The organism is Streptacidiphilus sp. MAP12-33 (genome assembly GCF_041261265.1).
In the GTDB taxonomy this organism is placed as follows: domain Bacteria; phylum Actinomycetota; class Actinomycetes; order Streptomycetales; family Streptomycetaceae; genus Streptacidiphilus.
Map to the genome: position 1 here is coordinate 12,741 of NZ_JBGCCA010000062.1, position 15,174 is coordinate 27,914.

The window sequence follows — 15,174 nt, forward strand, 5'->3', positions numbered from 1 at the left end:
CGCGCGGCGTTACTGGTCCCCATGACGACGGACCCCCGCAAGAACGCCACCGAGGCCACCCGCAAGGCGCACGCCGCGCTCGCCGCGCGGCTCCCGCTAGCCGACGACACCGACTTCGCCCGCGCGGAGCGCGGCCTGCTGCGGCGCACCGGGGAGGTGGCGGTCCTCCCGGCCGAGGCGCCCGAGACGGTCAACCCCTCCCTGTGGCGGCAGGCACGGCTGAACGCGCTGCACGGGCTGTACGAGGTGACCGACGGGGTCTACCAGGTGCGCGGCTACGACCTGGCGAACATCACCTTCGTCCGCGGCGCGGACGGCTGGATCGTCGTCGACCCGCTCACCGCCGCCGAGACGGCCGCCGCCGCGCTGGCGACGCTCCGCGCGCACTTCGCCGACGAGCGGCCCGTCACCGCCGTGATCTACACGCACTGCCATGTGGATCACTTCGCCGGCATCCGCGGTGTCGTCACCGACGAGCAGGTGGCCTCCGGAGCGGTGCGCGTCATCGGGCCGGAGGGCTTCCTGGAGCACGCCGTCTCCGAGAACGTGATCGCCGGGACGGCGATGAGCCGCCGCGCGCTGTACATGTACGGGCTGATGCTGCCGAAGGACGAGCGCGGCCACGTCGACACCGGCCTGGGCCGTCAGGTCGCCGGTGGGACGTGGGGGTTGGTGCCGCCGACGGAGACGGTCCGCGAGACCGGGACGGAGCTGCTGGTCGACGGCGTGCGGATGGTGTTCCAGGTGACGCCGGGCACCGAGGCGCCCGCCGAGATGAACTTCCTGCTGCCGGAGCACCGGGCGCTGTGTCTCGCGGAGAACTGCACCGCCGTCCAGCACAACCTCTACACGCCGCGCGGCGCCGAGGTCCGTGACGCGCTGGCCTGGTCCGGCTACATCGACGAGGCGCTGCGGGTGTACGCGCCGGCCGCCGACGTCGTCTTCGCCTCGCACCACTGGCCGCGCTGGGGCGAGGAGGAGATCGGCCCCTACCTGACCAAGCAGCGCGACGCCTACCGCTACCTGCACGACCAGGCGATGCGGCTGGCCAACGAGGGCCTGGTCGCCGCCGAGATAGCCGAGGAGCTGGAGCTGCCGCCGGGGCTGGCGGACGAGTTCTTCCTGCGCGACTACTACGGCACCGTCAACCACAACGCGAAGGCCGTCTACCAGAAGTACCTGGGCTGGTTCGACGCCAACCCGGCCCATCTGCACCCGCTGCCGCAGGTCGAGGCGGCCCGGCGCTACGTCGCCTACATGGGCGGCGCGGACGCGGTCCTCGCCCGCGCCCGGGAGGACTTCGCCGCCGGCGACTACCGCTGGGTGGCCGAGGTGGTGAACCACGTGGTCTTCGCGGACCCGTCGAACGAGCACGCTCGGCTGCTGCAGGCGGACACCCTGGAGCAGCTGGGCTACCAGGCCGAGTCGGGGCCGTGGCGGGACTTCTACCTGACGGGCGCGCAGGAGCTGCGTCAGGGCACCCCGAACGCGCCGGGTCTGCGCACCCCGCTCCAGCCGGACGTGCTGCGGGGCATGCCGGGCTCGATGCTGCTGGACTTCCTGGCGGTCCGCCTCGACGGCCCGCGGGCCGCCACCCGCGCGCTGGGCCTCACCCTGCGCTTCGCCGACGCGGGCACGGCGCATCACGTCGAGCTCTCCCACGGCACGCTGCACCACGCCCAGGGCACGGACGGGGCGAACGTCGTTTCCCTCGACCGGGCGACGTTGGCCCGTCTCGCCGACGATCCGTCACTGCTGGAGGCGGCGCTCGCGGACGGCTCGGTCACCGCGTCCGCCCAGGGCACGGACGACCTGCGGGAACTCCTATCGCTTCTGGTCACGTTCGATCTCTTCTTCCCCGTGATCGAGCCATGACCGGTTGCCGATAGGATCGCCGCCTGCGGACAGCGGTGCCACGGGGGCGGCAGTGATCGCCCCCATGGTCACCGGGGGACTTTGGGACGAGGCTGGTGCCGAGTTGAGTGTGGTGACCGTCAAGCGACCGCCGCGGGCTTACCCGTCGGCGGTGCCGAACGAGGAGCTCCACCTGGAGCCGCCGCCGGAGCTGCCCCGGGACGCCAACGGGGCCTGGTGGCAGGCGATGCTGCCGATGCTCGCGACGGCCGGTTCCGCGGCGTTCTTCTTCATGCCCGGCATGGCCACGATGATGAAGGTCATGGGCGGCATGATGGTCGCCTCGACCGTGGCCATGGCCGTCGCGCAGCTGAACCAGCAGCGCAAGGGCGGTGGCGGCAGCATCGACGACGAGCGCGCCGACTACCTGAAGTACCTCGGGCAGCTGCGCCGTCAGATCCGCAAGGTGGCGCAGCTCCAGCGCGACGCGCAGCTGTACACGCACCCGCAGCCGGACCAGCTCTGGTCCGTGGTGGCCGAGGGCCGCCGGCTGTGGGAGCGGCGGCCCATGGACAGCGACTTCGTGCAGGTCCGCGTCGGCACCGGCCCGCAGCAGCTGGCCTCGCGGATCGTCGCGCCGCAGACCGCCCCGGTCGACGAGCTGGAGCCGCTGACGGCGGACGCGATGCGCTCGTTCATCAAGAGCCACAGCACGCTGCCGGACCTGCCGCTGGCGGTCTCGCTGCGCGCCTTCTACCACCTGACGGTCTCCGGCGACCCGGACACCGTCTACGGACAGCTGCGCGCGATCCTCTCCCAGCTCACCACCCTGCACTCGCCCGACGACCTGGTCCTGGGCATCGCGGCGGCGCCGGGCGCGCTGCCGGAGTGGGAGTGGACCAAGTGGCTCCCGCACACCCAGCACTGGCGGGAGACCGACGGCGCCGGTTCGCTGCGCATGCTCTGCACCTCGCTGGACGAGCTGGAGGAGCTGCTCGACGACGAGCTCGCGGGCCGCGCCCGGTTCCACCGCGACGCACAGCCGGTGCCGGACCAGTCCCACATCGTGGTGATCCTGGACGGTGCCCAGATCGGCGTCGACTCGGTGCTGGCGAGCGGTGAGGGCCTGCAGGGCGTCACGGTGATCGAGGTCGTGCCCGGCGACCTGGACGAGGTCCGGGGCCAGCTGTCGATCACGGCCACCCCTAAGGAGATGACGCTGCGCTCCGCGTCCGGCGCCTCCTACACGGGAGTCCCGGACGTGCTGTCGGCCTGGCAGGCGGAGGCGCTGGCGCGTCAGCTCGCACCGCTGCGGATCTCGCAGGGCGGCGACGACGAGCCGCTGCTGGCGAACCTGGACTTCACCGACCTCATGGGCGTCGGCGACGCCGCCTCCGTGGACACCGCCCGCACCTGGCGTACCCGCCCGGTCCACGAGCGGCTGCGCGTCCCGATCGGTCTGGGCGCCGGCGGCGAGCCGGTGATCCTGGACCTCAAGGAGGCCGCGCTGGAGGGCATGGGCCCGCACGGCCTGTGCGTCGGCGCGACCGGTTCCGGCAAGTCGGAGTTGCTGCGCACCCTCGTGCTGGGTCTCGCGCTCACGCACTCCTCCGAGACGCTGAACTTCGTCCTCGCCGACTTCAAGGGTGGTGCGACGTTCGCCGGGATGGCGGACATGCCGCACACCTCGGCGATCATCACCAACCTGGCCGAGGAGCTCACCCTCGTCGACCGCATGCGCGACTCGATCACCGGTGAGCTCAACCGCCGCCAGGAGCTGCTGCGGGCGGCGGGCAACTACGCGAACATCCACGACTACGAGCGGGCCCGCGCGGCCGGCGCTCCGCTGGACCCGCTGCCCTCGCTGCTGCTGATCATCGACGAGTTCAGCGAGCTGCTGACCGCCAAGCCCGACTTCATCGACATGTTCATCCAGATCGGCCGCATCGGCCGCTCGCTGGGTGTGCACCTGCTGCTCGCCTCGCAGCGTCTGGAGGAGGGCAAGCTCCGCGGCCTGGACACCTACCTCTCCTACCGCATCGGTCTGCGCACCTTCTCCGCCGCCGAGTCGCGCGCGGCGCTGGGCGTCCCGGACGCTTACCACCTGCCGCCGGTGCCGGGTGTCGGCTACCTGAAGTTCGGCACCGACGTGATGGCGCAGTTCAAGGCCGCCTACGTGTCCGGCCCCTACCGCTCGGGCGGCGTGCAGGTCTCCTCGGGCGGCGTGCGGCGGGCACGCCCCGTGCTCTTCACGGGCTCGCCGGTGGCGCTGCCGCCGGCCCCGCAGGAGGAGACGCCGGTCGTCGTGGCGCCCCGGCAGGACGACGCGCTGGTCGACACCGTGCTCGACGTGATCGTCGACCGGCTGGAGGGCCAGGGCCCGCCGGCCCACCAGGTCTGGCTGCCGCCGCTGGCCGACGCACCGTCCGTCGACCAGCTCTACGGCCGCCTCGCGGTCAGCCCCGAGCGCGGTCTGCACGCCCCCGACTACGCCGCGCCGGGCCGCCTGGTCGTACCGGTCGGTCTGGTCGACAAGCCCTTCGAGCAGCGCCGCGACCTGATGTACGTGGACTTCTCCGGTGCCGCGGGTCACGGTCTGATCGTCGGCGGTCCGCTGACCGGCAAGTCGACGCTGCTGCGCACCGCGATGACCTCGTTCGCGATGACCCACACCGCCGCCGAGGTGCAGTTCTACTGCCTCGACTTCGGTGGTGGCGGTCTGATCGGCATGCAGGGCCTGCCGCATGTCGGCGGGGTCGCCGGGCGTCTGGACGGCGACAAGGTGCGCCGCATGATCTCCGAGGTCAACGGCGTGCTCGGCCGCCGCGAGGAGCTGTTCCGGGCCCAGCAGATCGACTCGGTCGCGACCTTCCGCAACCGCCGCAAGCAGGGCATGCTCCCCGACGAGCCGCACGGCGACGTCTTCCTCGTCATCGACGGCTGGCTCAGCTTCCGGCAGGAGTTCGAGGCGCTGGAGCCGGTCGTCGCGGACATCGTCCAGCGCGGTCTGGCCTACGGCGTGCACGTGCTGCTGACCGCCAACCGCTACGGCGAGGTGCGCCCGGCGCTGAAGGACCTGCTGCAGACCCGCGTCGAGCTGAAGCTCGGCGACTCGATGGAGTCCGAGATCGACCGCAAGGTCGCCCAGAACGTGCCGACCGGCGCGCCCGGTCGCGGTCTGACCGGCGACAAGCTGCACTTCCTGGCCGGCCTGCCGCGCCTGGACGGTTCCGGCGGCATCGAGGACCTCTCCGACGCGGTGGCCGAGATGGTCAGGGCCACCACCGAGAACTGGCAGGGCCCGCGCGCCCCGCAGGTGCGGATGCTGCCGGAGCTGCTGCCGCTGGAGCAGCTGCCCAAGCCGTTCGAGACGCCGGAGCTCGGCATCGCGATCGGTGTGGACGAGAACGCGCTGGCGCCGGTGTACCTGAACTTCGACACCGACCCGCACTTCATCGTCTTCGGTGACGGCGAGACCGGTAAGACGGCGCTGCTGCGCCTGCTGGTCAAGGGCATCACCGAGCGGTACACCCCGGAGCAGGCGCTGATCGTGCTCGGCGACTACCGCCGCTCGCTGCTGGGCACCGTCACCACCCCGCACCTGCTGGAGTACGCGGCGGCCCAGCCGGCGCTGCAGGCGTTCCTCGGGGACGTGCGGGGCTCGATGGAGCGCCGCATCCCGGGCAAGGACGTCACCCAGGAGCAGCTGCGCGACCGCAGCTGGTGGAGCGGCCCGGAGCTGTTCCTGGTGATCGACGACTACGACCTGGTCGCCACCTCCACCGGCAACCCGCTCCAGCAGCTGCTGGAGGTGCTGCCGTTCGCCAAGGACATCGGCCTGCACATCATCATCGCCCGCCGCTCCGGCGGTGCCGGGCGCGCGCTGTTCGAGCCGGTCATGCAGCGGCTCAAGGAGCTGGGCGCGCAGGGCATCGTGCTGTCGGGCGACCGAGACGAGGGCGTGCTGCTGGGCAACGTCCGCCCGCAGATCCTGCCGCCGGGCCGAGGCGTGCTGGTCACCCGCCGCAGGGGCTCGTTCACGGTCCAGACGGGGTGGCTGCCGCCGCAGTAGATACCGCATGCCGGATCGTTATGCGGACAGTTTCGTCCGCACACCGCGCGATCCGTAGCAGGCCGCGGGGCCGCTGAGTGCTTGGTCACTCGGCGGCCCCGTTGCCGTTGCGTGACCAATCGATCGTGATGGCATGATCATCAAGGCCGTGTAGCATCGATATGAAGGCTGTATTGCACATCGATCTTTGAAGCAAAGGCATTGTGTGATGCAGGACATATAGGACAACTCGCTGACTGGATTTCAGATCAGTTGTGCTACCCGCTGGCCGCAACGGAATCCGAAGCAAAACCTGCCTTGACGCCTCGTTAACGGCAGGGTTCCATGGCTGAGCCGGGAGCGACTGACACGAGCATCAGCGAGAGCGCCAGGAGGCGATAGCGCTCCCCCAGCAAACCCTTTGTTGTGCGAGCCGGAACGGAACGCCCATGACCGACATCCTGCGCCGTCCTGAGGACGGTGCCGCGACGTCCGCGACCTCGATCGAGGCCGCGGAGCCGCAGAAGCTCAAGCGTTCCATCGGCGTCGTCGGCGGGACCCTGCTGACCCTGTCGTGCCTGACGCCGGCGTCCTCGCTGTTCGTGATCGTGCCGGCGTCCTTCGCCGCCCTGGGCACGGGCACCGCGCTCGCCCTGGTCATCGCGATCGTCCTGTGTATCGGCGTGGCCTGGTGCTACTCCGAGCTCGGGACGCTGGTCCCCAGCGCCGGTGGCGAGTACGCCATGGCCGGTCACACCGTCGGCCGGTTCACCGGCTGGCTCGCCTTCATCCAGGCCCTGCTGGTCGTCCTGATCGTGCCGCCGGTGATCGCGCTCGGCACCGCTCAGTACCTGGCCCCGATCGTCCACGTGGACCCGAAGGTCATGGGCGCGATCGTGATGATCGCCGCGACCGTCATGGGTCTGCTGGACCTGCGGGCGAACGCCTGGATCACCGGCATCTTCCTGGTGCTGGAGGTCATCGCCGCCAGCCTGGTCGCCGTCCTCGGCTTCGCGCACACCCACCGCTCGGCGTCGGTCCTGATCCACCCCGAGCTGCCCGGAACGCACGGCGGGGTGAGCCCCGTCACCGCGGCCACGATCATCGCCGGTCTGGCGGCCGCGCTCTTCATCACCCAGGGCTTCTCGACCGCGGTCTACCTGGCCGAGGAGATGGAGCGCCCGCACCGCACCGTGCCGCGCACCGTCCTGTGGACGCTGGGCATCGGCTCCGCGGTCATCCTGATCCCCGTCATCGCGATCACGCTGGGCGCCAACAGCCTGGACGACCTCGCGGGCGGCGACATCTCCAGCATGGTCACCCAGTGGAGCAACTCCGCCGTCGGCACGTTCGTCAGCCTCTGCATCGCCCTGGCGATCATCAACGCGGCGATCGTCATGGTCATCCAGAACTCCCGCGTGCTGTACGCCTCGGCCCGTGACAAGGCCTGGCCGGAGCCGGTCAACCGCGCCTTCACCAGCCTGAGCAAGCGCTACGGCTCCCCGTGGATCTCCACCCTCGCGGTCGGCGTCCCCGGAGCGGTCCTCTGCTTCGTCAACCTGGACACCCTGAGCGCGGTCACCGGCGTCTCCGTCGCCCTGCTCTACGGCTGCGTCGCCGTCGCCGCGCTGGGCGCCCGCCGCGGCAAGCACAAGAACGCCAAGGCGTACCGGATGCCGCTGTGGCCGTACGTGCCGATCGCGCTGATCCTGGTGCTGGTCTACGTGGTCACCCAGCAGACGACCACCGCCCTGCTCTACACCGGTGGCATCACCGCCGCCGCGGCCCTGTACTGGGTCTTCTACCTCCGGCCCCGCCCGGAGACCCGCTGGATCATCACGATCCCGGAGGACGAGAAGGACGCCGTCGAGGCGTAACCCCGCACACCACGAGAACGGCCCCCGCGCTCTGCGCGGGGGCCGTTCCGCGTCTGGTGTCCGCTAGGCGCGCGCCTTGCGGCGGGTGTCGCGGATGACCGTGGCGGTGCCGGTGATGAGGATCAGGCCGACCGCGCCGAGGCCCACGGCGAAGAGCGCGGTGCGCTCGTCCCGCTGCTGGGGGGTCTCGCCGAGAGCGAAGGGGCGAGCCTGGACCGGGGCGGCGGCCGCGCCGGTGACCGGGGTGGCGACGGGGCTGTCCGCCGGAGGGGACTGGTCGGTGACGGCCGCGACCGGATCGACCACGCCCCAGCCGATGTACGGGTTCCAGCCCGGGTCCGTGCGGATCGCCGTCTGCTCGATGCGCGTCGCGATCTGCGCCGCCGTCCACTTGGACCTGGGGTACTCCTCGCGCAGCAGCGCCGCGACCCCCGCCACGTACGGAGCGGCGAAGCTCGTGCCGCTGTCGACGCACTGGCCGCCGCCGGGGACGGTGGAGACGATGTCGACGCCGGGGGCCGCGACCATCACCGACCGGCCCGTCTCCGAGAAGCCGTCGGCCCGCTCGTCGTTGCGGTCGGACGCGCCGACCCCGATCACGCCGGGGAGCGCCGCCGGGTACGTCGGCAGGGAGAGGTTCTCGTTGCCGGCCGCCGCGACCACGACGACGCCCGCGGCCACGGCATGCTGGACCGCCACGGCGAGCTTGCTGGTCGCGGTGATGCCCTGGTACGGCTGGCCCTGCTTGGTGGTGAGGTCCTGCGAGATGTTGATCACGTCGGCCTTCTGGCTCACCGCGTACGCGATCGCGGCGGCGAGCGTGTCCTCGGTGGCCCCGCCCTGGCCGTCGTTCTGACGGATCGCGAGGATCGTGGCGCCCGGCGCGATGCCCTCGAAGCCCGTCTTCTTCTCCGGGTCGGGGCGCGCGGCGATGACGCCGGCCACCATCGTGCCGTGGCCCACCTGGTCGGTCGTGGAGCCACCGGTGACGTTGGAACCGCCCTTGAGGAAGTCCTGCCCGGCCCGCACAGCGCCCTTGAGCTGCGGGTTGGCGTCGTCCACACCGGAGTCGATCACGGCGACGGTGACGCCCTTGCCGTCGTACCTGGCGTGCAGCTGGGAGAGCAGGAGACGCTGCAGGGCCCAGGGCTGTCCGGGGATCGAGTCCGCCGGGAAGTGGCACTGTCCGTCCGCGGCCAGCGCGACGACGGCTGGGCCGAGGGGCAGCACGGGCACGGCGGTGCACGCGAGAGCGGCGGCGGCGACCGTCAGCGCCCCGCGGTGGAGCCTGTTCACGCGGTGCTTCTCCCCTTCACGACTCACGACGTCACAGCGGGTGCCACGGACAACGCTGCGCCGACCCGCCCGAGGCGGATCGGCGCAGCGTCACGGCATACGGATCAGTGCCAGATCTGGGCGTTGCGGCTCTCGGTGGCCTGGTAGTTCTGCGCGGCGCTGTCGAGGGCACCGGCGATCTGGACCAGCACGGAGTGCAGGTCGGCCGCGGCCTGGTCCCACTCGCGCTGGCGGGCGTCGTAGCCCTCCTTCGCGGAACCCTCCCAGGACTGGGAGATGCGCTGGACACCCGCGCGCAGGTCGTCGAGCTGACCCTGGACGGTGGACGCCGTCTGGCGGACGTCGGCGGCGGCCTGCGAGACGGTGCCGAAATTGACAAGGATGTGACCCTGGTCGGCCATGATGACTCTCCTCTTCGGGGCAGTACGTGAGCGGTGAACGGCTACTGGCGGAACGGACCCGGCGTCAGCCGAGGGCCGAGGTGATCCGGCTCAGACCGGCGTGCTGCTCCTGCTCCGTCGCGGTGTACTGCGAGGAGGTGTTGTCGATCGCGTCCTTGATCTCGCCCAGCACGCGGTTGAGCTTGGCCGCGTCCTGGTTCCACTTGTCCTGCAGCTGGTGGTAGGAGGACGCAGCGGTGCCCTGCCAACCGTTGGTGATACCGCTGACCACGTTGTTCAGACGGTTCAGCTCCTGCTGGATCTGAGCGTTGACCTCGGAGATCCGGGCGGAGAAGGCCCGCATCTCATCGGCGGTAGTCCTGAACTGACCCGACATGTGCACCGTCCCCCATGAGACAGATGGCGACCGGGAGTCGTGCGTCGGACCCCCCGGTCGGCATCACCCGAGCGGTGATGTCCCGTAGAACTCTAGTCCTCTCGCCCGACACACCCAACACCGGCCTGTGGACAATCTGGTCAGGACATCGTCACGAAGTCGTCACCAAGCGGTCCCCGGCCGCCGTCGGGCTGTCATGGCGTCAGGAACCCTGTTCCTGCCGGGCCGCGTCCGTGGTGAGGGACGGTCCGGTCGGCACCAGCTCGGTCCAACCCAGCGGCACCGGGAGCGGACTGACCTGCCCGTAGCCCAGGCGCGCGGCCGGGGTGTCGCTCTGGCCCGAGCCCCCGGCGGAGCTGCCGTCCGCGCCCGTGGCGCCCGCGGCACCCGCCTGGCCCGACTGGCCCGCCGCGGCGCTGCTGCTGTTCCCGTCGCTGTTCATCTGCAGCGGGTAGCGCAGCCCGGTGTCGGTAAGCAGGAACATCTTGCCGCCGCCGCCCGCCGCGCCGGCGACGGCCTGGAGCAGCAGACCGGTGCCCGGCGTCACGTAGACCCCGGCCGTGCCGGAGGTCTGCGCCCCACCCACCGGGTAGTCCTGGCCGAGCCAGACGCCCAGCTGCGGACCGCTCTGGCCCATCTGCCCGCCGTAGACCGCGCAGGCGGCCACGGCTCCGTTCGCGTCCCCGGTGTTGGCCTGCGAGACCTCCTGCCTGGGCCAGTTGAGGTCCGCCGCGAACGGGGCCACCACGTTGGAGTTCAGCAGCTTGAACTGGTTGGCGTCGTACTCGGCCTCGGTGCCGTGCATCGCCTCGACCAGGCGCCGGGCGAAGTCGCTGATCCGGTGGGGGCCGTCCTGCATCAGCACGTAGTGCACGGTCGTGCCGTTGTCGGCGACCTTGAGCAGGTCACCGATCCGGTACTGGTTCCCGCCCAGGTCCGAGCCGGCGTACGCGGTGCCGAAGCCCGTCAGCAGCCGGCGCGGCAGAGAAACGGGGCTGCCCGGCGTCAGCGCCTTCAGCCACTGGGTGGTGACCTGCTGCGGCATGCCGGCCGAGACGCCGAACACCGCCGTGGCCAGCAGGCGACCGTCCTTGTCGTTCTTCTCCGGCAGGAGCTGGTGGTAGAGGCCGGAGGCGTCCACGAGGTAGGAGAGGCCGTCCGGCGTCTGCACGTACAGCGCCTGGTTCGACGGGAGCAGCTTGCCCGAGGACACCAGCCCGGCCTGCGCACCGCCCAGCACGAACAGGCGCTGACCCACGGTCGCGGTCGGGTCCCCGCTCGAACGGTCGCACGCCGCCCAGGTCTTGGCCGCGCCCGCGTCCGCCGCCGTGGGCAGGCTGTCGGGGGCGTAGGGGATGCCGACCGTCGCACCGCGGGCCACCGACGGCGAGTTGAGGGCCGAGTCGTCGATGTACTCGACACCGGAGCCGCTGCTCAGCAGCAGCCGGGCCGAGGACATGTTCAGCACCGGGTGCAGCACGCCGTTCAGCATCACGTAACGGGTCGTCGTCTGCTTGTCGACGATGACCGCGTTCGCCTTGTCCCAGCCCTTGGGCGCGGAGGGGCGCAGCATGCCGTAGGCACCGAACCCCGCCACCGCCAGGGCTCCCAGTACCAGGCTCGGCACGATCGCCCGCACCGCGCGTGGGGCGTCCTCGACGCTCCCCCCGCCGGTCGGCCGCAGGAACGCGGCCACCGTGCGCTTGCGTGCGAACGTGTATGCGCTGAGCTCATCTCGGCGTGAAGCCATCCCGCTGCTCTCCCCCGTCCTCGGACGTCCTCGGCGTACTCCCGGGCACGGTCCCACGGGCACCGCGCACGTGCGGTACGTACGGTACGGGTACCGTGTTGCGCTCAGCCAACCGGACCGGGGTTCGACCGACCGGCCCCGGGTCCCGCCGCGGCACGCGGTTTGGCTTCGGAGTGCTTTTCCGGAAAGCTGCACTCGCGACACAGCTGACGACTCGAAGGGGTGCTCGGGGGATGCCCAGTCAGACCGCCACGCGCCACGCACCGCCTGCGCCCACCGGGCCGCGAGGCGGCGCGCCGGACGCGCGGCCCTCGACCGCACCTGGCTCGGCCACCCCGCGGGTCCGCCCGCGCCCCGGCCTGCTCGGACCGGTCCGCCTGACCCATGTGATCCTCGTCGAGGCCATCGCCGCGGCGCTGCTGCTGGGCTGGACCCACGGCCGGATCACCCTCGTCGTCGGCGGCGTGGTCGGGGTGCTGCTGCTGGTTCCGGTGCTGCTGCGGTTCGGCGGGCTCACCCTCGTCGACATGCTGCGCGCCCGCGCCGCCTTCCGCCGTCGCGCCCGCCGCGCCGCACTCGCCCCGCAGGGCCCCGACGTCGACCCGGCGCTGGCGCCGGTACTGGAGTGCGAGCCCGCGCTGCGCGTCGTCGCGCACACCGTCGAGGCCGACGGCGGCACCGGGCCGTCGCGCCGCGAGCGCCGTGAGATCGGCATGGTCGGCGACGGCACCTTCCTCAGCGCGCTGATCCAGGTCGAGACCCCGGACCGCCCGCTGCGCCCGCAGGCGGACGCGTTCCCGCTGCCACTGCGTCTCCTCGCGGACGGCCTGCGCGCGGACGACGTGGTGCTCGACTCGGTCCAGCTGCTCCAGTACGCGCAGCCCGCGCCCGCCCCGCACCTGCCCGAGACGGCCCTGGCCGCCCGCGCCTACCGCGAGCTCCCGGACGGCTCCACCACCCCCGGCCTGCGGCTGACCTGGGTCGCCGTCCGGCTCGACCCGGAGCGCTGCCGCAGCGCGATCGCCGCGCGGGGCGGCGGCGAGACGGGCGCCCGCAAGGCGCTGCAGCGCGGCGTCGACCAACTCGCCTCCCGGCTGATGCAGTCCGGGCTGCGCGCCACGGTCCTCGACGCGAGCCAGGTCACCGCCGCGATCGGCACCGCCACCTGCCCCAACCCCGTCGCCGTCACCCGCGGCGGCTCCGGCTCCCCCGCGTCCGGCGCGGGCGCGCCCCGCCGCAGCGCGGAGACCACCAAGGCGTGGAAGTGCGACGACCGTTGGCACCGCAGCTACTGGATCGGCCGCTGGCCGGCCCTACGCGGAGACGGCACCGCACAGCTGGTCCACCTGCTCACCAACACGCCCGCGCTGGGCAGTTGCTTCTCGCTGACGCTGCGCGCGGCCGGTGCGGGCGCGGTCGCGCTGGAGGGCCACGTCCGGGTCACGGTCCGCGGCGAGAGCGAACTGGCGACGACCGGCCGCCAGCTGGAGACCCGCGCGCGCAGCGCCGGAATCTCGCTGGTCGGGCTGGACTTGGAACAGGTACCGGGCGTCCTCGCGACGCTGCCGCTCGGGGGGACTCGCTGATGGCCATCTCCACGCCCCGCAACTCCGCGTCCGCGTCGGGTTCCGCTTCCGGTTCCGGTTCCGCAGGCCAGGGCGGCTCGGGCCTGCTCGGCCGCGCCCTCGCCGGCTTCGGCCTGCCCGGCCCGCGCCGGGAACAGCACGTCCTGAGCGCGGACCAGCTCGGCGCCGTCAATCTGCCTGTCGGCGGCGACGGCGTCCTGGTGGGCACCGAGGGCGACGGCAAGCCGGCGGTCCTCGGCCTGTTCCGCCCGCGCCCGTACCACGTCGTCCTGGTCGGCGGCGTGTGGACGGCCCAGCTGATCGCGCTGCGCGCGGCGGCGACCGGCGCCCGCGTCGCCGTCGAGACCGGCCGCGGCCAGGCCTGGGGCCCCGTCGCGCAGGCGGCGGGCGGCGGGCAGCCGTGCATGACCGTGCACCCCCTCGGCCGCCTCGGGCCTCAGGGCGCCTCCGTCGCCGGCCCCGTGCTGGTCATCCGCGACGCGGGCCCCCGGCCCGCCCGCACCCGCCTGTCGGCCGCACCCTGGCAGGCGATGCTGACCCTCCTCCCCTACCTCGCCGACGGCGCGGACCGTCTGCTCTCCCAGGCGGACCTGGTCGGCGTCCAGCGTGTGGCGCCGCAGGAGGCGTCCCAGATCGCGCACGTCCTCGACCTGCCCGCGCAGGAGGAGGCCGCCCTCCCCAACCTCGGTGACGGCGTGACCCTGTGGACCAACCGCCGCTCCCGTGCCTTCGTCCAGGGCGGCCCCACCTCCTCCGAGGCCCAGGTCCTGGGCCAGGCCCGCCGCGTGGACTAGCTTCCCGCCCGCCCGGGACGGGGCTCCCGGGTGGTCCGGACCGGCGGCTAGTCTGGGAGTCCGCGAGGCGAACGAAAGGCGAGTTACTGTGACGAGCGATCGCGACGACGTCTACGTCGGCGACCAGGCGCCTGACGAGGACGAGGAGTGGTCGGACGCACCTGACTACACGCCTCCCGCCTGGTACATGCAGAACGCCCCCCAAGTGGGCGGCCAGGCCCCGCCGGCCGTCCCCCATCAGGGCGGCTACCCGCCGCCGCCGTCCCCGCCCGCGGGTGAACCCGGCGCGCAGCACGGCGCGTTCGCGCCCCCGCAGATGAGCGGCGTCCCGCTGGGCCCGCCGTCTCCCGCGTTCCCGGCCCCCGGCCCCCCGCATGCCGGTGGCTTCGCACCGGCGGCGGGCGCCGGGCCCTTCCCGCCCGCGCCGGTCGCGCCGGTCGCGCCGCAGGCGCCCGGCTACCCGGCCGCGACCCCGGCCTCGGCCCCGGAGAGCGGGGCGGCTGCCGCCGTGGTCGTCGGCCCGGCCGCGGGCGACACGGCCTTCCCGAGCGCGCCGTCCGAGACCGCGCCGCAGCCCGGCCCGACGCCGAGCACGCCCGAGGTCCTCCCGCAGTCACCGGCGCCGAACGCCCCGACGCCCGCCGCCGTCCCGGCCCCGACCCCGGGCACCCCGGCCGAGGGCAGCGTGCCTCCGTTCCCCGCGCCCGCCGCCCCGGCCGACGCCGGCATCCCGCCGTTCCCAGCCCCGGGCGCACCCGCAGCGTTCCCTCCCCCCGCCGCAGCCGCCGAAGGCAGCGTGCCGCCGTTCCCCGCGCCCGCCGCCCCGGCCGACGCCGGCATCCCGCCGTTCCCCGCCCCATCTGAGGGCGGCGTGCCGCCGTTCCCGGCGCCCGGCGCCCCCGCGCCGTTCGCGCCTGCGGGTGCACCGGCCGAAGGCGGCATCCCGCCGTTCCCCGCCCCGGGCGAGGACAGCGTCCCGCCCTTCCCGGCACCCGGCGCACCCGCGCCGTTCGCAAGCCCCGGCACCGCGCCGCCCCCCTTCCCCGCGCCCGCCGAAGGCGGCGTGCCGGGGTTCCCGTCCACGGCTGAGGGCGGCGTCCCGCCCTTCCCGGCACCCGGCGCACCCGCGCCGTTCGCAAGCCCCGGCACCGCGCCGCCCCCCTTCCCCGCGCCCGCCGAAGGCGGCGTG

The 15,174-nt window shown here is 72.9% G+C and carries 9 protein-coding genes and 1 pseudogene; 6 read left to right on the top strand and 4 right to left on the bottom strand.

The genetic code is table 11. The features are described from left to right. Nucleotides 1-21: 21 nt before the first annotated feature. The 3 genes from ABH931_RS38470 (at nucleotide 22) to ABH931_RS38480 (ending at nucleotide 7,782) form a co-directional block, all read left to right on the top strand. Complete coding sequence (locus ABH931_RS38470) at nucleotides 22-1,875, top strand: alkyl/aryl-sulfatase (protein ID WP_370124424.1); 1,854 nt, start codon at nucleotides 22-24, stop codon at nucleotides 1,873-1,875. A gap of 103 nt (nucleotides 1,876-1,978) precedes the next feature. Then, nucleotides 1,979-5,926, top strand: coding sequence for a type VII secretion protein EccCa (gene eccCa / locus ABH931_RS38475; protein WP_370124426.1), 3,948 nt, complete (start codon nucleotides 1,979-1,981; stop codon nucleotides 5,924-5,926). Nucleotides 5,927-6,354: 428 nt separating this feature from the next. After that, the gene (locus ABH931_RS38480) at nucleotides 6,355-7,782 is read left to right on the top strand and encodes an APC family permease (protein ID WP_370124428.1); all 1,428 of its coding nucleotides are present in this window, start codon (nucleotides 6,355-6,357) and stop codon (nucleotides 7,780-7,782) included. A 63-nt stretch (nucleotides 7,783-7,845) separates the two neighbouring features. Here the strand turns inward: ABH931_RS38480 and mycP are convergent, their stop codons facing one another. From mycP to eccB, 4 genes are all read right to left on the bottom strand, one after another. Beyond that, nucleotides 7,846-9,078, bottom strand: a complete 1,233-nt coding sequence (gene mycP, locus ABH931_RS38485) for a type VII secretion-associated serine protease mycosin (protein ID WP_370124429.1) — start codon at nucleotides 9,076-9,078, stop codon at nucleotides 7,846-7,848. 104 nt (nucleotides 9,079-9,182) lie between these two features. Continuing rightward, nucleotides 9,183-9,479, bottom strand: coding sequence for a WXG100 family type VII secretion target (locus tag ABH931_RS38490; protein ID WP_370124431.1), 297 nt, complete (start codon nucleotides 9,477-9,479; stop codon nucleotides 9,183-9,185). Nucleotides 9,480-9,543: 64 nt separating this feature from the next. After that, nucleotides 9,544-9,855 (bottom strand): WXG100 family type VII secretion target, encoded by a 312-nt coding sequence (locus tag ABH931_RS38495; protein ID WP_370124433.1) that lies wholly within the window; start codon nucleotides 9,853-9,855, stop codon nucleotides 9,544-9,546. A 202-nt stretch (nucleotides 9,856-10,057) separates the two neighbouring features. Next, a complete protein-coding gene (gene eccB / locus ABH931_RS38500) occupies nucleotides 10,058-11,605 on the bottom strand; it encodes a type VII secretion protein EccB (protein WP_370124435.1) in 1,548 nt (515 codons plus the stop codon). A 233-nt stretch (nucleotides 11,606-11,838) separates the two neighbouring features. On the opposite strand from eccB, the gene eccE reads away from it, so the two are divergent. The 3 genes and pseudogenes from eccE to ABH931_RS38515 form a co-directional block, all read left to right on the top strand. Further along, complete coding sequence (eccE, locus tag ABH931_RS38505) at nucleotides 11,839-13,191, top strand: type VII secretion protein EccE (protein ID WP_370124437.1); 1,353 nt, start codon at nucleotides 11,839-11,841, stop codon at nucleotides 13,189-13,191. Then, the gene (locus ABH931_RS38510) at nucleotides 13,191-13,985 is read left to right on the top strand and encodes a hypothetical protein (RefSeq protein ID WP_370124439.1); all 795 of its coding nucleotides are present in this window, start codon (nucleotides 13,191-13,193) and stop codon (nucleotides 13,983-13,985) included. Before eccE ends, ABH931_RS38510 begins: the two co-directional genes overlap by 1 nt. Nucleotides 13,986-14,073: 88 nt before the next feature. Further along, nucleotides 14,074-15,174 (top strand): annotated as a pseudogene (locus ABH931_RS38515) (hypothetical protein); the annotation flags it as partial.